The following is a 20,860-nucleotide window of genomic DNA, read 5'->3' as shown; positions in this document are numbered from 1 at the left end:
CTTTCACCCTAAAATTTAAAGATTAAAGAACATCTAATTTCACTACTAGTGATACAAGCACTTGTAACAATGCTTGAATATTCACAGAAAGGTCTGTATCAGATGTTGTAATCGAAACATCTTTAGAATTTTCGATGTAAACTTTTTGTTTGTTTGTCTGTTCACTATCTAACTTCTGGAAGAGTTCTTGCGCTACAGCTCGACCTTCTATAGAATCACCAAGAGAAATGCTGATTACTAAAGCAATTGCAAGTTGTAAACCAACTTGAAGAGAAATTGCGGCTTGTGTATCATTTGTATCAACTGTAATGTTGCAGGAATCTTTAATCCAGATTAATTCGTCAGAAGTTTGTTCTACTAACATAACTTGATCAAAATTTTGTGCAACTGTAGCGTTTGGAAGTGTGCTTCCCATCATCATTTCATTGTTAAAATTGAACCCGTTGTTACAGCTGCTGCTACTACTACTGCTACTGCTACTACTGCTGCTACTCTCCTCCATCGAATGATTAGGGGAACTGCATCGTCTACAGCGATGTCTATCCTCAAAATTTTTCTGACTACAATTTGAACATCTCCAACGTTTCACCTAATATTCTCCTCCTTTCCTGAAAAATCACCAAGTTTCTCCACTTGACACTAATAGAATATGGACTTATAAAAATTTGATATAGTTGATTATCTTATATTTGAAAAAAACTTTATGAATTAATAGGAAGAAAGCCTATTTTGATTTGGGAAGGGAAATATTTTAGACATTTTTACTTGGAAAAATTGAAATGAACGGGAAAGGGGAAATCTATTCTTTCCATTGTATTCAGCGTAACTACTAAACGTCTCATGCAATCACACAATGACAAAGAAATAATTTATTAATGAAACATTTTTTTAAATAAAAAAGGATTCGTCCTAATTCAAGAACTAATCCACTAATAACTGGACTATGTAAATAAAAAGTCAACTAATGATAGGTAGTTGACTTTGAATGGGAACTTTCCTTTTGAATAAAGAGGGTTTTGTTTAAAGGGGGATATTAGGTATACGAAAGAGTTGGTTAGCAGGGAAAAGTACTAAAGGTCGCCTTGTTTTAAAAGGGTGTAAATTTGACTTGTTTCTTTCTCTGGAAAAATACCAAGGTCTTCACATAATGATTGTTTAAATGATTCATATAAATGAAGAGCATCTGCACGCATACCTAGGCGAATATAGACCTTCATTAACCGAACTACTGCGGATTCTGAATAAGGATTAAACTGCAGAATTTTTTGAAGCACAGTAATGTATTTAGTATCTAAATGTTCTTGTTCGTAGTAATCAGCTAAACTGTAAAGAGTGGAAATAAATTTCCCTGAAAGTTCATTCGCTTTTACCCGTGCCCACTCATACCCTTCTTCCTCTAAATATTCTCCATTATATAAAAGAATATTCCTTTCAATAGTATCTATATTTTTTGAAGAAACAACAGTTGGCATATGTTCAAAAACGACCGCATCACACCAGGCTTGTTCCAGATGAAGCGTATAGTGCTGTCCGGCAAAAGATAGAGTGTGATTTGGATGGAAAGATTCAAGCATTTTTCTTATGTATGAAATACATGTGTGAAGATGTATTTTTGCTTTTTTATAGTCGTGGTTTTCCCATAGTTTGTCGATTAATAAATCTCTGTGAATGGGTGTATCTAAATGCATTAAGAAAAAAGCGAATAATTCCTTTATTTTAGCTGACTTCCAAAGAACCGGTTCGCCATTGAAAGATAAAGATAGTTGCTTAAAACATCGGATTTCCAAGGATGGGAGAGTGGAATGATCCATTGATTCACTAAGATGTTCTTCTTCCAGTCGTTCATGAATACGATTAATCGTTTTATTAAGTCTTTCTTTTAATACGGGTTTTAATAAATAATCCGTTGTTTCAAGTTCAAAAGCTTGTATGGCATAGTCACGATGTGCCGTAACAAACACTACTTGAACAGTAGGATTTTCTTCATGGATTAAGGCGGCTAAATCCATTCCGCTAATACCCGGCATTTGAATATCTAAAAAAGCCGTATTAAAAGATATGTTTTTTAAATCTGAAATTAAAGTATAAGCATCTGTATAAGCGCCGATTATTTCAACCCCAATATCTGCTAGCCGTTTTTTCATAAGTTCAATTGAAAGCGGCTCATCATCTGCTATAATAGCGCGAATCATCTTGTTCTCACCCCGATTTTTTCTATATATTTCTTATTTTAAGAGAAAAGAAAGAATTTTGTAAGATGTAACAGCTAGAATATGAAGATATTGTAATAAAAGTAGGGGGAACGATATGGATAGGGTCTATTTACATCCTATTGAATTGATTGGTGATGAAGTAGAAGCAGATAGATGGAAATATTTAGCCTTACATCATGAACTAACAGAGTTGCCAAATAGACGAATGCTTTATATGTCGATTGAAGCTTATATGCAAATGGCCCAAGAAAGTAAAACAAATCTTGCAGTCGTATTTGTTGATTTAAATAAGTTTAAAAAAATTAATGATATATTTGGACATTTTGTAGGGGATGCCATTTTAAAAGATGTAGCAGCACGTCTTTTGACATTATCGAACAATGAGATACATGCTTTTCATTTTAGTGGAGATGAATTTGTTCTTATTATTGAACAAGCAGATTATTTAGATGAAAAGATCAAACAATTAATAGAAGTATTTGACACCCCTTTTTCTGTTGAAAATAATCAATTACATTTAGGCGCAAGTATAGGAATAAGCTTGTTTCCGGAACATAGTCAAAATGCCAATGAATTAATTGAGTATGCAGATCGTGCAATGTATAGAGCGAAGTCAAAATCCACAATAGAAAAAATGTATAGTCTTTACGATGGCAAATAAAAGAATGGAAACTATTCAATATAGTAATTTTGTAAGAGTTTTGTAAGGACTTTAGTCGGCCAACGTAATGACCGGCATATTGGAAACGGTTATCTTTACTGTTACAATATGTTGAGATGAGTAACGAAAATAAAGTTTTTTCTAGCAAAATATCGATATGAATGATAGATATTTATCATGAATCGAAATTGTTGAATAGAATCTATCGATTGACAGTTTTTCTTTTAAATGGGAAGTAACTTATTGTATTGGAGTAAATAAACGAATGAAAAGTAAGAAAAAATGGCTGATAATCCTTAGTTTTATCATACTTTTAACAAGTTTTCGATTAGCTTGGTTGTTTTATTATAACGATCCGGATCGACCAAAGGCTGAGGATGGTGTTTTAGATATAAGATCAGCCGATTTAATGAGTGAAGTAATGCCAGTAAACGGAGAATGGGCTTTTTATCCAGATAAGTTTGTAAATCCAAATCAACTTTCAGATGAAGGAGATGCTACACCAATCCGTGTACCATCGGATTGGAGAAGTGTCGACCAAAATGAACAGGAAAGTTCGTTTGGACATGGAACATATCATTTGCGAATCATTACTAATCCTAATGATTCAAATATGTATCGGCTTCGGTTTATGGGAATTAGTACTGCATCTCGAGTTTATATAAATGGTGAAGAAGTGGGTGAACTCGGAAAAGTAGGTGCGAATAAAGCTACCTCTGAGCCTAATGAAATGCCATTTTCAGTTAACGCTCAACCAGCTGCGGGTAAAATTGATATCGTAATACAAGTCTCTAATTTTGATCATATAAAACGGGGAGGAATTGGACGTACCATTTATTTTGGTGGAGTTAATGCAGTTGAAGCCCATGAGCATTTTAGTATGGGGTTACAATTGATTGGCTTTGCGGTTCTGTTTTTCCACGGAATTTATATTTTAGTTCTTTATTTATTTGTTTTTAAACAAAAAAAGCTACTTTTATTTGCTGGTGCAGTGTTCAGCATGGCCGTTTCTATCATATTCGATGATGATCAACTCATTCGTGTAATTTGGCCAGAAATTGGTTTTGAAGAAAGAATAAAACTTACTCTTTTATTTTATGCTTCGGCTTACATATTAAGTGTATTTTATTTAAAAACTCTTGTGAAGGATCAGTTTAATCGAACATTTAAATTATTTAGTGCAGTTTCTATTTTTTACATAATCGCTATACTTTGCTTAGACTATAATGAGTTTAATTACATTTTATCGCCTATTTATTCGATATTAATGCTTACACCGGCCGTTTTAATTCCATTAATTTTCAATAAAAAAATCTCTATTAAGACACCATATTCTATTTATTTAGTATTTACAGTGATTGCCATTTCATCTAGTACGTTTTGGGGTTCTATTAAAGGTAGAGTATTAGAAATAGGTATTCCTTTTTATCCATTTGATAAAAGATACAGGAATTGGAATGGATGAGGAATTGCAAAAACGGATCTTCCAACCGTATGAACAGGCGGATTCAAGCATTACTTCTTCAAGGGGAGGACTTGGGCTTGGTTTAAGCATTTGTGCCCAGTTAGTCGAGTTACATGGAGGAGAAATATTTGTTACATCTTCTCCTGGAGTAGGTTCTTCCTTTTCGTTCTCCTTACCAATTAGTCATGAACAAGGTGAGCGTCAAATTATCTTTAATGAAGGAATACCTGATATAGTTCAAGAGCACCAAGATGCTCTGGAAAGTGATGTTCATGTGTTACTAGTAGATGATGACCCAGTCAACTTAAAGGTTGTCAGTAGCATATTAGAGAAGGAAGGTTATTCCGTCAAGGCATGCCTTGGTGCAGAAGAAGCGTTACAACAGCTATATAGCGAAAAATGGAGTATTGTAGTATCGGATGTCATGATGCCAAAAATGTCTGGATACGAATTGACTTCAAGAATAAGGGAAGTTTTTTCTATGTTAGAATTGCCCGTATTACTTTTAACTGCTAGAAGTCGTGTAGAAGACATACAAGCTGGTTTCCAAGCGGGGGCAAATGATTATGTGAAGAAGCCGGTTGAACAGGCAGAACTACTTGCTAGAGTATCATCTCTAATTCAGCTGAAAACATCCTTATATAAACAGACACAGACGGAAGCGGCTCTGCTCCAAGCTCAAATACAGCCCCATTTCTTGTTTAATACACTAAATGCCATTATTGCTTTAAGTGAGATTGATCCTGATAAAATGAGTACGCTGTTATATGAGTTTGGAAACTATTTGCAAAAAAGTTTTGATGCAGGTAATTTACAGGATGCTATTTTCATTGAAAATGAATTAGAACTGGTGAAGTCTTATCTATTTATTGAACAGCAACGCTTTGGTAGCCGTTTATCTGTTCATTGGAATGTAGATAGTGAATGCCTACATGCAAAAGTTCCGCCCCTTTCCATTCAAACGTTAGTTGAAAATGCAGTCCGTCATGGCATGTCAGAACATCAACCAGTATTAACAGTAAGTATTTCCATTGTGAAAAAAGATGACAATGTGGAAGTTAAAATAGTAGATGATGGGAAAGGTGTTCATTCCCATGTGTTGGAGAAAAAGTTATCGAATTCAAATAAAGGTCTTGGTTTAACGAATACAAATAAACGTCTTATCCATTTAAGTGGTAAAGGATTGATTATTGAAAGTGTTCCAGGATGTGGTACGACTGTAACATTTAACGTAGCAGTCCCTTATAAAAGTTTAGAAGAAGTAACAAAATAAATTTTTTCACTTGAGGGGAGGGGTGCTCTATTGTGAGCTCTCCTATGACCCTCCATAATATATTGGTAAATTATTCAATAAAAGTAACTAAAAGTTAACATTGAAAAATATGTAGAAAAGGAATGTAAATACAATGACAACAGTTACATCTGTATTTAATGAAAGAGAAGTACGTCCATTTTTTGAGATGGTTAAAGCGTCTATTCACCGTTCACGTCAACCATTTACAATTCTTTTATTAAAAATTCATGAAAAACTTGATGCGCGTACCTATGAAGCGATTCGTGATTTTCTTGCAAATGAAATTCGTTTAACGGATGTCCTATTTCAAGTAGATCAGCAAAATACTTGGGGACTTTTGTTAACTCAAAGTGGTGCCAATGAAGCTTCCGCCCTACTTAATCGATTAGAGTCCCGTAAACCAATTATTAGTGAACCTTTCACGGCCTGTATGATTGAAATTCGAAATGAATCAGCGGAATTTAACGAAATAGTGGAAAAGGGGTTGGAAGCTGTTCAACTGCCTGGTGTACATCGAGTACGTGATTTTGAAGAGAGAAAAATAGAACAAATTAAAGTAAGTATTCTTGAAGAAAATTCGATGTTCAGAAAAGTTCTTGCTACGACAATTAAATCTATACATCTTGATGGAATGAAACTGGATCTTCAAGTTTTTGAGGATGGTCAAGCCTTTTTAGAATCGGATTGGATTAAATCAGCCCATATGCACATCGTTATTTTAAATGATATTTTGCCAAGGCGGAACGGACTCGATATTTTACATACGCTTCGACAAATGCCAAATCAACAAAAATTCATCGTCTTTATGATGACGAGTAATCAATCAGAAGAAGAAATGATTCGTTCCTATGAGAAAGGTGTAGATGGATTTTTCATAAAACCAATTAATATTCGTTTATTTGAAGCGCAAATAAAACGAACTTGTAAGGGGTTATGGAGATGAACGACGCAATAATCACTGTTTTTTGGTTAATCGTTGTTTGCATCATTAGTTTCATTCTATTAAGCTTGCATCTTCTTTGGAAAAAAAGCCAAGAAGAGCATCGTAGAACGACTATAGATCACTATAAAAACAAAACAGAATCAGCTTGGTATGACTACTTCATTAATGATGGTGAACTTATTGAATCTTTTATACCAAAGCAACGAGAGGAAATCATAGGGTATGAGGAATTGGCAAATGTATATGTTACTAGTTTGACTGCAACTCATACAGCTGAGAAGTTACATTATATTGCCACTCAATATTTACATGATTACTATAAAAAATTATTGAACAGTTCTCGGAGAAGTAACCGTTTAAACGCTTTAGCACGAATAGAGGATTACGGAAATATAGAGGTGCTAAAGGAGTGTAAATGGGTTCAGAAGGAGGAAAAGGAGAAGGAAGAGTGTATTTTACTCCTCTCTATTTACTCCAAATATGATGAATCGACTTTTAAACAGCTACTCTTTCAGTATCAATCGATTCTAACAGAATTTGATTGCCGAATATTGTTTAATCGCCTTTCTTTTTCCGTTTTAACTTCTTTTTTTGCTCATTTTAATGAATTCGAATCCCATTTAAAATATGCCCTAATTGACACGGTATCGAACAAGCATACATTTGAGGCTATTCCATATCTTTTAGAGCTAGTTCATGATGATGATAAAGAAATACGTATTCGTGTAGCAAAGGCAATTTATGATTTGGGCATTGAGGAAGAAGCATTTTGTGTAGAGCTATCTGAATCAGCGACTTGGGAAGAAAGGTTAATGGCAGCCAAATTGGCTCGATATGTGAAATTTAGCAAAAGCAAACCTATCCTTTTCCGTTTATTGGAGGACATGGAGTGGCGAGTAAGGGTACAGGCAGCTCAAACGATTGCCCGACATAATGAAGGAAGAGCTTCCCTTGAAACATACATAATGACAGCTACTGATAATTATGCCATTGAAGCCGCTCAAGAAGTTCTAAGAAAAGAAGGTGATTGGTCATGGATTGGATAATCGATGGGATTATGTTGTTCTTTGGTAAATTTATAATTGTCTATAGTGTAATTGCCATTGGAATTTATGTAATCATGCTTTTTTTAGCAATACGTCATTTAAGAAAACAATATTTAATGAAAAAAATGGTGATCGATGAAGAGTATTTAGATTCCTTTCAAACAAAGCCGGTTTCTATTCTTGTACCGGCATTTAATGAAGAAATAGGAATTATTAATAGCATACATTCCTTATTATCCCTTCGTTATCCGGATAAAGAGATTATCGTTATTAACGATGGTTCAACAGATAGAACAAAGGAAATAGTAATCGATTATTTCCAAATGAAGCCGGTTGAAAAAGTATACCGTCCCCATATTTCTACGAAAAGGATTATAAATATTTATCAATCAACGATACATCCATCTTTATGGCTGATAGATAAAGAAAATGGTGGTAAAGCGGATGCGTTAAATGCCGGAATGAATGTATCAAGATTCCCCTATTTCTGTTCAGTAGATGGTGATTCAATACTTGAGCCAACAGCCTTACAAAGAGTAATGAAGCCAATTTTACAATCAGGCGGCAAAGTAATTGCTGCAGGAGGAAACATTCGAGTTGCCAATGGTACTGATATATCAATGGGTGCCATTAGGAAAACAATAATTTCGAACAGGCCGCTTGTTGTCATGCAAATTGTAGAGTATTTAAGGGCATTTTTAATGGGACGTATTGCATTTAGCCGTTTCAATATGATGTTAATTATTTCCGGGGCATTTAGTGTTTTTTCAAAGGAATGGGCAATAAAAGTAGGCGGATATTCGGTCGATACGATCGGTGAAGATATGGAGATTATCGTTAAGTTACATCGTCTCATTCGCGAAGGGAAGGCAGATAAACGAATAGAATTTGTTGCGGAGCCAGTTTGTTGGACAGAAGTTCCTCAAACAGTTGGTATGTTGAGAAATCAACGTAGAAGATGGCATCAAGGGTTGATTGAAAGTTTATGGAAGCATAAGTCCATGACTTTCAATCCGAAATATGGTTCCCTCGGGTTCGTTTCTTTCCCTTATTTTTGGGTAATTGAATGTTTTGGACCGGTGATTGAGTTAGGTGGTTATATATATGTCATCGTTGCTTTATTGATGGGTAATACATATTCAGAATTCGCCATCTTATCGATTCTATTATTTATATTGTATGGATCCATCTTATCTATGATGACTCTCATCTTAGAAGCGTGGAGTATGAATCGGTATCCAACACTTCGAGAGTTAATGCACATATCCTCTGTAGCTTTAACTGAACTTGTTTGGTATCGTCCATTAACATTATTTTGGAGATGTGAAGGAATTATTCGTTTTATGATTCGAAGACACGACTGGGGAAGTATGGAGCGAGTTGGTATTTCAGAAAAGGAGTCTAGACAGCAATGAAAAGAGTATATATTGGCATAGCTGTTTTTTTAGTTCTACTTATTGCACCGGTTGCAATCTGGTTTTTAGATAAGGGAAATGAGCTCTCTGTCGCGATCATCGATAAAACCGTTGCCAAAACCGATTACAGGGAACATGAAGGCATAACGTGGTTACTAAATTATGAAAAGTTTAAGAAAGAAAATTCTAGTTATGCGGAATCGGAGGACTATTACGGATATTCTCCGGAAAAAGAGGAATCTGCTCGTGCTTTACCTGATGATTATCATGATTACGATGTTATTTATTTAGCCGATACATACGGGGTTTATGATGAGGATTTTAACGATACAAAAGAAATTCATGGATCAAAATCAGATAAAGTTTACGGAGGACTTGAGATGGAAGAATGGGAGACCATTGCCCAACGTTTAACTTCCGATGAAAAAAGTGTATTGATCGCAGAATATAATACTTTTGCTTCACCTACAAATGCTGAAGTAAGAGGAGCCGTTACCGATTATTTAGGTTTAGAATGGGACGGATGGACAGGCAGATACTTCTCTGATTTAAGTCTTTCGGGGATGGAAATGCCCCAATGGGTGAAAGAGCAATATAGTGAAAACTGGCCATATAAAGGTGCTGGCTTTTTATTAGTAAATGACATAACGAACCAAGTAGAAGTACTTGAGTTAGATAAACACGTGTCAGAAGAAGGAATTCGGTTAACGTTTACTGAACAAGGAAAGGAACAGTTTGACCTTTCAGAAAGTCCAGAGTACCAATATTGGTTTGATATTGTTACACCGAAAAACGGAGCTGTTTCATTAGCAAACTACGACTGGTCTTTAACTGATGAAGGGAAGAAAAAGCTAAAGGAGCTTGGTATTCCAGAGGAGTTTGCGGCTATAGTAGAACGTTCCTATGATCAATCGAAAAGCTACTATTTTGCTGGTGATTACAACGACGTAAAAGGTTTACCACCTTTCTATCAAATGAGAGGATTAGCATCTATTTATAAACTTTTAAAACAAAACGATGAATCTGCATTTTACTGGTCTGTTTATGTTCCGGTGATGGAAGAGATACTGAATCATTTTGAAGAATTGGAATCCGCTGTATCGAAAAAGGACAATCTTCAATATACATCCAGAATTAATGAAAATAGTTTAGAAGTAAAAGTCGATGGCAAGTGGCAACCCGTTACTATTAAAGGGGTTAACTTAGGAATGGGGAAACCAGGTGCAAGCCCTGGAGAAGCCGCGATTAAAGAAGAGGAATATTATCGTTGGTTTGAATCGATTGCCGATATGAATGCGAATATGATTCGTGTTTATACGATTCATCCGCCAGGCTTTTACAATGCGTTAAAACGATTTAATGAAGCTAGTGATAAAAAATTATATGTTTTACACGGCGCTTGGATTAATGAAGAGGAAGAAGAAAATGGTTTGAAAAAATCATTAGATGCCTATGAGGAGGAAAATTTAGCAGACTTCCAACATGAAATGAAAACGATAGTAGACGTTGTTCATGGTAATGCTGTTCTTGAGAAAAGACCAGGGCATGCATCCGGTGTTTACCAAGCAGACGTATCAGAGTACATCGCCGGCTGGTTGATAGGGATTGAGTGGTACCCTAAAATGGTTCAAGGAACAAATGATCAGCATGTGGATATTGGGGAATATGATGGCAAATTTTTCTATACTGAAGAAGCATCCCCCTTTGAGCATTGGATAGCCGAACAAATGGATTATATATTAAATTATGAATTTGAAACGTATAATTGGATTAGACCAATGAGCTTCACCAATTGGATAACAACCGATCTACTTGAACATCCATATGAGCCAAGTGAAGAAGAGGATATGGTAAGTGTTAATCCAAATGTTATTTATACAAAAGGGGAAGCGGAACAAACAGGTCAATTTGCTTCATATCATGTATACCCATATTATCCTGACTTTTTAAATTATGATGAAAGATTATTAAATTTTGTGGATCATAGAGGCAATAAAAACAGTTATGCCGGTTATTTAGCAGATCTTCATGCTGCCCATCGTCTACCGGTTTTAATTGCTGAATTTGGTGTTCCTTCTTCCCGTGGCTTAACCCATGAAAATCCATACGGGTGGAATCAAGGATTTTTAAATGAACAACAACAGGGCAAAATATTAAAAAGTTTGTTTGAAGATATTATGGCTGAAAATTTAATGGGTGGATTATTATTTACTTGGCAGGATGAATGGTTTAAGCGTACATGGAATACTGTTGATTATGATAATCCGGACCGTCGTCCATATTGGTCAAATGTACAAACGAGTGAGCAAAATTATGGTTTACTTAGCTTCGATCGATTAAAAATTAAGGTTGACGGTGATGTAAGTGATTGGGATACAAAAGCCCTTTATGATGGAGAGACAACTTTTACCGTTGATTATGATGAACGCTATTTGTATATAAAATTAGAAGGTCAAAATTTAAAAGATAACACTCCACATATTTTATTTGATGTCGTAGGAAATCAAGGGAATACGAAGGTGGAACAATGGCCAAGTCTATCGATTCAGAACGGTGTTGATTTCATGGCAACCGTTAGTCGAAATCAACAGGAATCTCGTATGAAAATTGACCCTTATTACGATTTATATACTTATATGTATGGAAAGCAAGGATTGAATTTATTAGATCCGGCTCCTTCGATACCAGTAAAAAATAGTGGTACATTCCAACCAATCGAATATATGCTAAATAGAGGTCTGGAAATTCCGAAGACTGGAGACATTATTCCGGTAAGTTCCTATGAAACGGGGAAACTTCGAGAAGGAAATGGCAATCCTGAATCAAGAGATTATGATTCTTTAGCAGACTATATGTGGAATGGAGATAAGTTAGAAATACGTATTCCATGGCTACTGCTTCAATCCAAAGACCCGAGTCAAAGAGAGTTTATCGGGGACTTACAGAAGGATGGAGGGCAAGCAACAGTTAAAGTCGAAAATATTTCCCTTGGTGTCGTATTTGAAAAAGATGGAAAAGTAACGGGCAGTATACCAGAAATGTCCGGAAATGAATTATCTCTTTTACCTTATACTTGGGATACTTGGAACGAACCTCGATATAGTGAACGATTGAAAAAATCGTATTATATTATGAAAGATGCATTCGGAAAAGTAGAATAAAATACTTAACCAAAAGTAAAGGATTAGTCTCTTTTAAATGGGGGGACTAATTCTTTTTTTATTAATTTTTAGTTTTTTTAAAAATTAGAAAATATTCAATATATAATGTTTTTTGACTTTAGAGTACATTTTTTATCTTTTGTAAAGTGCCATTAAACCCGTTAGAAATCCTTGTTTCTCTAAGTGTAATAATTTATATCGGAAATGAATAAAAATGCTACTCTTTACTTATTTATTGCTATGCTGTTATAATTTTTAATGTTGTGTGTAAATTTATCTCTTAGTAAAACTCCAAAAGTTGTTTTGAAAAAGCAATTTTTCGCCTTTTATCTGTTTTTTAAAAGAGAGATTGCTCACTTTTAGATAGATTGAAAGAAATATTTTAAAGCATTTTAATTTTAGGTGAATTCTGTTTGACACCTTTGTAAAAATGAATTGAACAACTATAAAAATCTTTTTTAAGAATTTTTAATTGGCAGTAACGAATGAAGGAGGGAAATGTATGGATTGGTTTGGTAGTCTATTAGGCGATGTAAACAATTTTTTATATTCTAGGTTATTAATTATTTTATTAGTAGGAGCAGGATTATTTTTCACGTTTAAAACAAAGTTTATTCAGTTCCGTTTAATTCCGGATATGTTTAAATTACTTACAGAAAAATCCCCAAAGGATAAGTCAGGTAAAAAAGGTGTTTCTTCTTTCCAAGCGTTTACTATCTCTGCAGCTTCTCGTATTGGGACGGGGAACATAGCCGGGGTAGCGACGGCGGTTGCCCTTGGTGGTCCTGGTGCGGTTTTTTGGATGTGGATGATTGCTTTAATTGGTGGGGCATCCGCTTTAATTGAAAGTACGTTAGCCCAAGTTTATAAAGTAAAAGATGGCGGTATGTATCGTGGCGGGCCGGCTTACTATATGGAAAAGGGTCTGAGGAAAAGATGGATGGGTGTTCTTTTTGCCGTCGTTATTACGTTAACTTATGGTTTTGTGTTTAACGCTGTACAAGCAAATACAATTACAATTGCATTTGAAGAAAGTTTCGGTACAAATCGTGTAGTTGTCGGTGTTATACTTTCCGCTTTAACGGCTGTTATCGTTTTTGGTGGGTTAAAACGAATTGTAAGTGTGACTCAAATTATTGTACCAGTAATGGCAATTGCATATATTGGCATTGCTTTACTTGTTGTTATTTTAAATATTACTGAACTACCGAATGTTTTTATGCTCATTTTTAAATCGGCCTTCGGATTAGAAGAGGCATTTGCCGGAATTATAGGGGCAGCTGTATTGCAAGGGGTTAAACGTGGTTTATTCTCCAATGAAGCAGGTATAGGTTCTGCTCCAAATGCAGCAGCAACTGCCGATGTATCACACCCGGTTAAACAAGGGTTAATCCAAACATTAGGTGTATTTATTGATACACTGCTCGTTTGTACTTCAACTGCTGCGATTGTATTACTTAGTGATGCCTATCTTAAATCAGATGCTGCGTCTGTAAATTTAACACAAGTTTCTTTAGTGAGTAATTTAGGTGATTGGGCAGGAATCTTTTTAGCAATAGCGGTCTTCTTATTTGCGTATAGTACGGTGATAGGGAACTACTATTATGGTGAAACAAATATCGGGTTTATTAAAGAATCAAAAACCTTTTTACAAGTTTTCCGAGTTTTAGTAGTTGGCTTTGTGATGTTTGGATCTATAGCTAAAGTACAGGTCGTTTGGGATTTAGCAGATCTGTTTATGGCTGTTATGGCGGTAATCAACTTAATTGCCATTCTATTATTGTGGAAAGTGGCTAAACCGGTCATTAACGACTATTTAGCACAACGGAAAAAAGGTAAAGATCCAGTCTTTTACAAAAAAAATGTACCGAACATTGGGGATGTTGAATGTTGGGGAGACGAAGAAGAAAATCGTTAAATATATTTATTGGAAACCTGATGATCCTATAAAGATTGTCAGGTTTTCTTATATAAATACTGTACATTTTTCGTGTAAAATGATAATTTATAACAATTATTGAGAAACTAATCAAGTATACATTCATTAAGAAATTGATAATAGGTAATGTTTCATTTGTTATCGGGGAAAATATTTTTGTATGATCCCTTTAACGAATGGGATAATGAAAAAGGAGATTGGTTTATGACAAACAACGATTTATTAATACGATTACGTTATGCATTAGATATTAAAAATACCGATATGGTGGAAATGTTCAAATTAGGTGGTTTTGATGTTACGAAAGAAGAACTATTAAAAATATTAACAAAGCCAAAACAAACGGAAGATGGAGAAATTGATTTAACGCCGACGGATGAATTTACACCTTGTACGTACGAAATGTTAGAAGCATTTTTAAATGGCTTCGTAACGTTTAAACGAGGGAAACAAGAAGTAAAGCCAGGACAAGAAAAGCCGGTAGTACAAGTTTCCAGTAAAAAAGATACACCTAATAACTTATTGTTAAAGAAAGTGAAAGTAGCCTTAAGTTTAACGACTGAGGATATGATTGAGATTTTTTATGAAGCAGGCTTGAATGTATCGAAAGGTGAACTTGGTGCTATTTTAAGAAAAGCTGATCATCGAAACTATAAAGAGTGTGGAGACAATTTCACACGAAACTTCTTAAAAGGATTAACTTTCAAATATCGCGGATAAAATTTAAAACGCATAACTGCAATATTAGCAGTCATGCGTTTCTTTAAAAAAGATACTTTATATACTTAAGCAATTGGACCTTTTTTTCGTTTTTTTGCTATATCGGCAGTGGCAGTAAATAACACGTCAGAAGATGAGTTAAGGGCTGTTTCACAAGAGTCTTGTAAAACACTAATAATGAAACCGACCGCAACCACCTGCATCGCAATATCGTTTGAAATTCCTAATAAACTACAAGCAAGTGGAATTAATAATAGGGATCCACCAGCAACACCCGATGCACCAGCTGCTGAAACGGCAGATAAAAACATTAGTATAGTGGCTGTCCATATATCCACTTCAATTCCTAGTGTATTGGCAGCTGCTAATGTTAATACTGAGATTGTAACAGAGGCGCCTGCCATATTTATAGTTGCGCCTAACGGGATTGAGACGGAATACGTATCTTCATCCAACCCTAATTTTTTACATAATGTTAAATTAACTGGAATGTTCGCTGCGGAACTCCGAGTAAAAAATGCAGTAATAGCACTTTCTTTTAATGTTTTAAATACAAGTGGATATGGATTTTCACGGGTAAAGATAAACGTAATGATTGGATTTACTACGAGTGCTACAAAGAACATACAGCCTAATAACAATATTAGAAGTTTTCCATAATCCCCCAAAGCTGAAAGACCGTTTTTAGTGATAGCTTCATAGACTAGACCCATAATTCCAAAGGGTGCTAGATCAATAACCCACTTAACTATTTTCGTAATAGCATCGGAAAAATTCCCTATCATTGTTTTTGTAGAATCGGCTGCATTCTTTAATGCAAAGCCAAGGACAATTGCCCACGTTAAAATTCCAAGATAATTCGCATTTACAATCGCGTCAATAGGGTTACTTATAAGATTAAAAAGTAAAGTTCGAATAACTTCTAATACACCTTCTGGAGGTGATATTTCTTCAGCACCAGTTGTAAGCTTCAAAGTAACGGGAAACAGGAAGCTTGCGATAACACCAACGGCCCCAGCAGAAAGCGTACCAATTGCATAAAGACCTAAAATGGATTTCATATTCGTTTTTTTGCCGCTTTTATGGCTAGAAATAGCATGCATGACTAAAATAAGAACTAAAATTGGTGCAACGGCTTTTAACGCCCCAACAAATAGGGAACCCAAAATAGAAATCCAACTTGCAGCTTCAGGAATTGTTAATGCTAAAATTACTCCGATAATAATACCGATAATGATTCGTACAACAAGGCTAATTCGATTCCACATATGTATCATGTTTTTCATGTTTTCCTCCAAGTTGTTAGTAATATTGTTAGTAGAATGGACAAATGTACTTCTCTAATGAACACTTTATTTAAAAATTAGTTTATCATGGTTATGTCCATAAAGGAATAAGTAATTATTTCATAATTATATAATTAGAAAAATAGAATCCAAGAAATCTAGTTATATAAACTTCTAAGTGAAGGAAAGGTTTTTAGATTATTTTTAATAATATAGTATTCCGGTAGATTATTAATTGTTTTAAAGGAGTTGTTTTACCAATAGGAATTTTGGGAAAAGGTAAAAAAGAAGTAACGATATGGAAGGGGCATTGAAATGTTACAATATATAAGAAAAGGTACAGGTGAAGTTTTAGTATTGGTCCACGGTTTTTTAGGTGCAAAGGAGATATTTCAAGATGTAATCGAAGATCTTTCTTCCCATTATGATGTCATTGCAGTGGATTTACCGGGACATGGTTCGAGTAAACTCGAAAAAGACCGTTATACGGTATATGATTATGCACAAGCAGTTACAGAAGTGCTACAACATGAAGGAGTAACGGAAGCAACTTGGCTCGGTCATTCTTTAGGCGGTTACATTGTATTAGCAGCCCTTGAAGGAAAAGTTGCTCCGATAAAACGGGCTATTTTAGCCTACTCATACCATGGTGCTGATAATGAGGAACAAAAGGAAAAACGAACGAAACAACAGCAACAAATTCCTTTAATAGGGGTAGAACCTTTTGTTGATCAATTAATTGGGGCATTTTTTAGTAATAATGCAAAAGAAGAGCAAATTCAATTTGCTCGGCAAATTGGTTACCGTGCATCTGAAGAAGGTTTAATTGTCGCCCTTGAAGCGATGAAGTCCCGACCTAATCAACAAAACTTTGTTGACAATACAACAATGCCGATATTAGTCATTGAAGGATCAGAAGATGGCATTGTACAACCAATTCAAACAAAGAATGAAAACGTGGAAAAAGTCATAACGAAAACCGGTCATCTCGGTATGTTAGAAGACCCGAAAAGCTTTACCGAGGCTGTTAAACAATTTATGTAAATAAATAAGCAATCTCTTCCGTGAAAGGGAAGAGATTGCTTTATTTTTGCAAGTATTTCGATTTTTAGAAAGCCCAGTCGCCGTTACGGAAAATAGGAACGACAGTACCATCTTGTTTAATCCCATCGATATTCATTTTGTCAGAACCAATCATGAAATCAACGTGAACTGTAGATGTATTCATCCCATTTGCTTGCAGTTCCTCTTGACTCATTGTTGTCCCACCTTCAATTGTTGTAGGGTAAGCCGAACCGATAGCTAAATGATTCGATGCATTTTCATCATATAACGTATTGAAGAAAATGATGCCGGATTGGGAAATCGGCGAAGGATCTGGAACAAGGGCAACTTCTCCTAATCCAGTAGCTCCTTCGTTTTCAAATACTAATTTTTTAATCGCTTCATCGCCCTTTTCAGCGGAGATATTAACAATTTTTCCATCTTTAAAATGAACTTCAATACCTTCTATTAATGTACCCGCATAACTAAGCGGTTTTGTACTGCGAACAACCCCATCCATGCGGCGCGTATCAGGAGCCGTGAATATTTCTTCTGTCGGCATATTCGCGATAAACTCTTCACCTTTAGGGTTATAACTTTCTGCACATGCCCAAATATGGTTTTTTGGTAAACCTAACGTTAAATCTGTCCCAGGAGCAGTGTAGTGAAGGGCATCAAACTGAATTTCATTTAATTTTGCCGCTTTTTCATTTAATGTTTTCTTATGTTCATCCCATGCAGCAATTGGGTCTTCTTCATAAACGCGACATGTTTTAAAAATTTGATCCCAAAGGGCATCAACTTGTTCTTCAGAAGTTGCTAAATGGGGGAATACTGTTGCCGCCCAACTAGCTCCTGCTGCTGCAGCAACCGTCCATTTTAAATCATCGTTTTGTGTAGCTTTACGTTGGGCATGGAACGCTTTGCCCGCCACATTTTGGAAAGCTGCCACTTTCGTAGGGTCTACCCCATTTAACAGACCAGGGTCGCTAGATAAAATCGAAAGACGGCTCACTCGGTGGTTTAAAACATGATCTTCTGATTCATCAATTTCGTATTGTGGAATGTCCGTTAATACTTCTGTTGGTTGGTGTAAATAGTGTAATTTTGTAATTTCATCATCAGACCATTTGACAATAACCTTTTCTGCACCTAACGCATAAGCTTCCTGTGTAATGAATCGAGCTAAAGGAGCTTGATCAACAGTAATTGTCATTTTCACCCAATCTCCCGGTTGAACATTAATGCCTTTAGCAACTAACAGCTTTGCGTATTTTTGTAAATTTTCCATAAAGTTATTTAACATGAATGTATTCCTCCAATTTTGTGTAACTGTATCCAATATTATCATAATTTTATAAAAAATTATTTAACGAATTCAGATGGATTCATTTTATTTTGTGAAGCGGTTTGCATAGCTACTAGCAACAAAGGAATCGGGTTTTATTTTTGGTTCTAACCCGATTGATTCTAATCGGGAGACCATCTCTTCAACAAAAACTCTTGTTTTATTTCTTTTCCCAGAACCAATATCAATATGCCCTTCGATGGAAAAAGAAGCTCCTTTATAAATGTTTGGTAGAACGACATTAATTAATTGTTCTTTATGTTCATTTGTAAATAAGGAAACAACTTCTTCTGTAAGGGTTGTTTCAAAGGAAATCCGTTCATGTAAATTTGTCATTTTCCTAGGAATAATTACTTTTCGAATACATGCCCAAACACCTTTTCTTTCTTGTTGAATGACAATACCGGTGATGAACTTTGTGTAATGGGTGAAAACTTGAGAATCGGTTCCGAACATTAAACGAAAATTACCAATCGGATCTTTCTTCATGAAATGCAATATATTTTGAAATACTTGATCAAAGGGCATATTTTTTTGACTTAAATTTTGAAAGGTATTTGCCATTTCAGTATCCTTATTCATTTTTCCACCTTTCTTGTAAGTCCAGTGATTAATACATCTTATTCGATACATAGGCAGATTGATAACTAGAACTAAAATGGAACAATTGATAACATTGTAGATAGATTGTGTGGAATTTTTTGAAAATATGTAAATTGGAGTGGGATAGTTGATCGAAAAAGTAGACTTTAAACATTGTATTAAGACGGAAGAGGAACTTCGAGAGATTGTAGGATTTCCTAGTGAATTAGTTAAAAATAAAGTAATAACTTATTTAGATCATCATTGTGTCGATTTTATTTCGAAATCGCCGTTTTTAGTAATATCTACTTCGGATCAATTTGGCAATTGTGATGTTTCACCAAGAGGAGATCAACCTGATTTTGTTCACGTGTTAAATGAAAAGCAGCTCATTATACCGGAAAGGCCCGGGAATAAAAGAATGGATTCGTTGCGCAATCTTTTGTCCAACCCTAAAATAGGCCTTCTCTTTTTCATTCCGGGACTTGGTGAAACATTAAGGGTGAATGGTCGTGCCACAATTGTAAATGATGAAGCTTTACTTGAACAAATGGCTATAAGGGGGAAAATGCCCCTTTTAGGAATCGCTGTTGACGTGGAAGAATGTTTTATACATTGTGCGAAAGCATTTAAACGATCCGGTCTATGGGAGCCGGATACTTGGACAGAGAAAGAATTGTTACCCTCGGCTTCCAAAATATTATTTGAACACGCAAAACTTCCGAATAGTAGTGTCGAGGATATCCAAGAGAGGTTGGAAGAAAGCTATAGTAAGAGACTTTATTAATTGTATGTATAAAAGGTAAGGGCATTTCCCTTACCTTTGAATATCACGATTTATTTACTGATTGGATTATTCCTCATTAAAATCTAAATTAACAGGTTGAGTAGGAAGGAATTCAGTTGCCATCATATTTGTTGAAGGGACTGAATCGTCTACTTCCTCAAATCGGAATCCATCCGCCCAAACTTTTCCATTTCCTACCAATAAGACGCCGAAATGAATGGATGTACTTTGTACAGGTACGTCTAGTACGATTGAATAATAGTTCCACTCAGTCGTCCCTGTAATAGAACGGTTATCCATATTGTCAAATTGAATTGTATCCCCTGATGCATTATCGATTCGACACCATGCACCGCATTTATCTACTTGTTCTGTTTTTAAATAACACGACAATTTAATCCGTTTCCCTTTATAGATATCTGCTTGAAAACTTTGCATAATTGTTCCAAATTGCCCTTCACCAACATCTCCGGTGGAAAATAATACACCTGATTTCGTTCCTAAATGGAATACTTGATCATCAACCCCAAATGCATAGTTAGCTGGGTGGGAACCACTTAAAAACCATCCCTTTACTTTGTTACTCATATTGCTTTCCTCCATTCCGCCTATTGATCGCATCATTTTTCGATATTTTCCAGGAGGCATGGTATATACTTCTTTAAACGCGCGGGTGAAAGCTTCTTGCGATTGAAATTGTAGCATAAATGCAATTGTAATAATTGTTTCATCGGAGTGTAGAAGAAACATTGCAGCTGTCGCAAGACATCTTAAACGTATATACTCTCCAATCGTTAATCCAGTTTCTTGTTTAAATACCCTTAGTAAATGATATTTTGAATATCCTACAACAGAAGGGAATTGTTTTAGTTGCAAATCATCGGTTATATGATTTTCGATATAGAGTATCAGTTGTTGCGTAGCTTCACTATATACCATTTGTGAATCACCTCTAT

Annotated in this window: 18 protein-coding genes; 11 read left to right on the top strand and 7 right to left on the bottom strand. The window is 35.3% G+C overall.

The features are described 5' to 3' along the window. Positions 1-22 precede the first annotated feature (22 nt). From MHH69_RS15735 to MHH69_RS15725, 3 genes are all read right to left on the bottom strand, one after another. Positions 23-415: a spore coat protein gene (locus MHH69_RS15735; protein WP_241559386.1), complete on the bottom strand. Its 393-nt coding sequence runs from the start codon at positions 413-415 to the stop codon at positions 23-25. Positions 416-417: 2 nt separating this feature from the next. Continuing rightward, complete coding sequence (locus MHH69_RS15730) at positions 418-549, bottom strand: hypothetical protein (protein ID WP_277749727.1); 132 nt, start codon at positions 547-549, stop codon at positions 418-420. Between the two features lie 521 nt (positions 550-1,070). Continuing rightward, positions 1,071-2,192 carry a response regulator gene (locus MHH69_RS15725; RefSeq protein ID WP_341362708.1) on the bottom strand — a complete coding sequence of 374 codons (1,122 nt, stop codon included), beginning with the start codon at positions 2,190-2,192 and terminating at the stop codon, positions 1,071-1,073. Positions 2,193-2,307: 115 nt separating this feature from the next. Between MHH69_RS15725 and MHH69_RS15720 the strand changes: the two genes are divergently transcribed. The 9 genes from MHH69_RS15720 to MHH69_RS15680 all read left to right on the top strand — a co-directional run bounded on the left by MHH69_RS15720 (position 2,308) and on the right by MHH69_RS15680 (position 14,857). Then, positions 2,308-2,874: a GGDEF domain-containing protein gene (locus tag MHH69_RS15720; protein ID WP_341362707.1), complete on the top strand. Its 567-nt coding sequence runs from the start codon at positions 2,308-2,310 to the stop codon at positions 2,872-2,874. Between the two features lie 265 nt (positions 2,875-3,139). Further along, positions 3,140-4,339, top strand: a complete 1,200-nt coding sequence (locus MHH69_RS15715; RefSeq protein ID WP_341362706.1) for a 7TM diverse intracellular signaling domain-containing protein — start codon at positions 3,140-3,142, stop codon at positions 4,337-4,339. After that, positions 4,332-5,612, top strand: coding sequence for a response regulator (locus MHH69_RS15710; RefSeq protein WP_341362705.1), 1,281 nt, complete (start codon positions 4,332-4,334; stop codon positions 5,610-5,612). Before MHH69_RS15715 ends, MHH69_RS15710 begins: the two co-directional genes overlap by 8 nt. A 133-nt stretch (positions 5,613-5,745) precedes the next feature. After that, positions 5,746-6,576 carry a response regulator gene (locus MHH69_RS15705; protein WP_341362704.1) on the top strand — a complete coding sequence of 277 codons (831 nt, stop codon included), beginning with the start codon at positions 5,746-5,748 and terminating at the stop codon, positions 6,574-6,576. Continuing rightward, positions 6,573-7,622, top strand: coding sequence for a HEAT repeat domain-containing protein (locus MHH69_RS15700; RefSeq protein WP_341362703.1), 1,050 nt, complete (start codon positions 6,573-6,575; stop codon positions 7,620-7,622). The genes MHH69_RS15705 and MHH69_RS15700 overlap by 4 nt, the downstream gene beginning before the upstream one ends. Next, positions 7,610-9,037 (top strand): glycosyltransferase family 2 protein, encoded by a 1,428-nt coding sequence (locus MHH69_RS15695; protein ID WP_122973415.1) that lies wholly within the window; start codon positions 7,610-7,612, stop codon positions 9,035-9,037. Before MHH69_RS15700 ends, MHH69_RS15695 begins: the two co-directional genes overlap by 13 nt. Further along, positions 9,034-12,198, top strand: coding sequence for a hypothetical protein (locus MHH69_RS15690; protein WP_341362702.1), 3,165 nt, complete (start codon positions 9,034-9,036; stop codon positions 12,196-12,198). Before MHH69_RS15695 ends, MHH69_RS15690 begins: the two co-directional genes overlap by 4 nt. 502 nt (positions 12,199-12,700) lie before the next feature. Then, positions 12,701-14,116, top strand: a complete 1,416-nt coding sequence (locus MHH69_RS15685) for an alanine/glycine:cation symporter family protein (protein ID WP_341362701.1) — start codon at positions 12,701-12,703, stop codon at positions 14,114-14,116. 225 nt (positions 14,117-14,341) lie between these two features. Continuing rightward, the gene (locus MHH69_RS15680) at positions 14,342-14,857 is read left to right on the top strand and encodes a DUF1456 family protein (RefSeq protein ID WP_122973412.1); all 516 of its coding nucleotides are present in this window, start codon (positions 14,342-14,344) and stop codon (positions 14,855-14,857) included. 65 nt (positions 14,858-14,922) lie between these two features. Here MHH69_RS15680 and sstT read toward each other — a convergent pair whose 3' ends face one another. Beyond that, complete coding sequence (sstT, locus tag MHH69_RS15675) at positions 14,923-16,143, bottom strand: serine/threonine transporter SstT (protein WP_341362700.1); 1,221 nt, start codon at positions 16,141-16,143, stop codon at positions 14,923-14,925. 315 nt (positions 16,144-16,458) lie between these two features. On the opposite strand from sstT, the gene MHH69_RS15670 reads away from it, so the two are divergent. After that, the gene (locus MHH69_RS15670) at positions 16,459-17,187 is read left to right on the top strand and encodes an alpha/beta fold hydrolase (protein ID WP_191707430.1); all 729 of its coding nucleotides are present in this window, start codon (positions 16,459-16,461) and stop codon (positions 17,185-17,187) included. A 64-nt stretch (positions 17,188-17,251) separates the two neighbouring features. Here MHH69_RS15670 and MHH69_RS15665 read toward each other — a convergent pair whose 3' ends face one another. Next, the gene (locus MHH69_RS15665) at positions 17,252-18,493 is read right to left on the bottom strand and encodes an aminopeptidase (protein WP_122971492.1); all 1,242 of its coding nucleotides are present in this window, start codon (positions 18,491-18,493) and stop codon (positions 17,252-17,254) included. An 87-nt stretch (positions 18,494-18,580) separates the two neighbouring features. Beyond that, on the bottom strand, positions 18,581-19,117 hold the full coding sequence (locus MHH69_RS15660; protein WP_174232662.1) for a ribonuclease H-like YkuK family protein: 537 nt from the start codon (positions 19,115-19,117) through the stop codon (positions 18,581-18,583). A gap of 148 nt (positions 19,118-19,265) precedes the next feature. Here MHH69_RS15660 and MHH69_RS15655 point away from each other — a divergent pair, with 148 nt between their 5' ends. Then, positions 19,266-19,904: a pyridoxamine 5'-phosphate oxidase family protein gene (locus MHH69_RS15655; RefSeq protein WP_122971493.1), complete on the top strand. Its 639-nt coding sequence runs from the start codon at positions 19,266-19,268 to the stop codon at positions 19,902-19,904. A gap of 66 nt (positions 19,905-19,970) precedes the next feature. Here the strand turns inward: MHH69_RS15655 and MHH69_RS15650 are convergent, their stop codons facing one another. Continuing rightward, a complete protein-coding gene (locus MHH69_RS15650; RefSeq protein ID WP_122971494.1) occupies positions 19,971-20,843 on the bottom strand; it encodes a helix-turn-helix domain-containing protein in 873 nt (290 codons plus the stop codon). Positions 20,844-20,860 lie beyond the last annotated feature (17 nt).

It is taken from the genome of Ureibacillus sp. FSL E2-3493 (assembly GCF_038077515.1).
Classification (GTDB): Bacteria; Bacillota; Bacilli; order Bacillales_A; family Planococcaceae; genus Ureibacillus; species Ureibacillus halotolerans.
This window is presented reverse-complemented; position numbering and strand designations above follow the sequence as displayed.

Coding starts and splice junctions, on each gene's coding strand:
- MHH69_RS15735 (WP_241559386.1), bottom strand. CDS start 415: ATGGGAAGCACACTTCCAAACGCTACAGTTGCACAAAATTTTGATCAA.
- MHH69_RS15725 (WP_341362708.1), bottom strand. CDS start 2,192: ATGATTCGCGCTATTATAGCAGATGATGAGCCGCTTTCAATTGAACTT.
- MHH69_RS15720 (WP_341362707.1), top strand. CDS start 2,308: ATGGATAGGGTCTATTTACATCCTATTGAATTGATTGGTGATGAAGTA.
- MHH69_RS15715 (WP_341362706.1), top strand. CDS start 3,140: ATGAAAAGTAAGAAAAAATGGCTGATAATCCTTAGTTTTATCATACTT.
- MHH69_RS15710 (WP_341362705.1), top strand. CDS start 4,332: ATGGATGAGGAATTGCAAAAACGGATCTTCCAACCGTATGAACAGGCG.
- MHH69_RS15705 (WP_341362704.1), top strand. CDS start 5,746: ATGACAACAGTTACATCTGTATTTAATGAAAGAGAAGTACGTCCATTT.
- MHH69_RS15700 (WP_341362703.1), top strand. CDS start 6,573: ATGAACGACGCAATAATCACTGTTTTTTGGTTAATCGTTGTTTGCATC.
- MHH69_RS15695 (WP_122973415.1), top strand. CDS start 7,610: ATGGATTGGATAATCGATGGGATTATGTTGTTCTTTGGTAAATTTATA.
- MHH69_RS15690 (WP_341362702.1), top strand. CDS start 9,034: ATGAAAAGAGTATATATTGGCATAGCTGTTTTTTTAGTTCTACTTATT.
- MHH69_RS15685 (WP_341362701.1), top strand. CDS start 12,701: ATGGATTGGTTTGGTAGTCTATTAGGCGATGTAAACAATTTTTTATAT.
- MHH69_RS15680 (WP_122973412.1), top strand. CDS start 14,342: ATGACAAACAACGATTTATTAATACGATTACGTTATGCATTAGATATT.
- sstT (WP_341362700.1), bottom strand. CDS start 16,143: ATGAAAAACATGATACATATGTGGAATCGAATTAGCCTTGTTGTACGA.
- MHH69_RS15670 (WP_191707430.1), top strand. CDS start 16,459: ATGTTACAATATATAAGAAAAGGTACAGGTGAAGTTTTAGTATTGGTC.
- MHH69_RS15665 (WP_122971492.1), bottom strand. CDS start 18,493: ATGTTAAATAACTTTATGGAAAATTTACAAAAATACGCAAAGCTGTTA.
- MHH69_RS15660 (WP_174232662.1), bottom strand. CDS start 19,117: ATGAATAAGGATACTGAAATGGCAAATACCTTTCAAAATTTAAGTCAA.
- MHH69_RS15650 (WP_122971494.1), bottom strand. CDS start 20,843: ATGGTATATAGTGAAGCTACGCAACAACTGATACTCTATATCGAAAAT.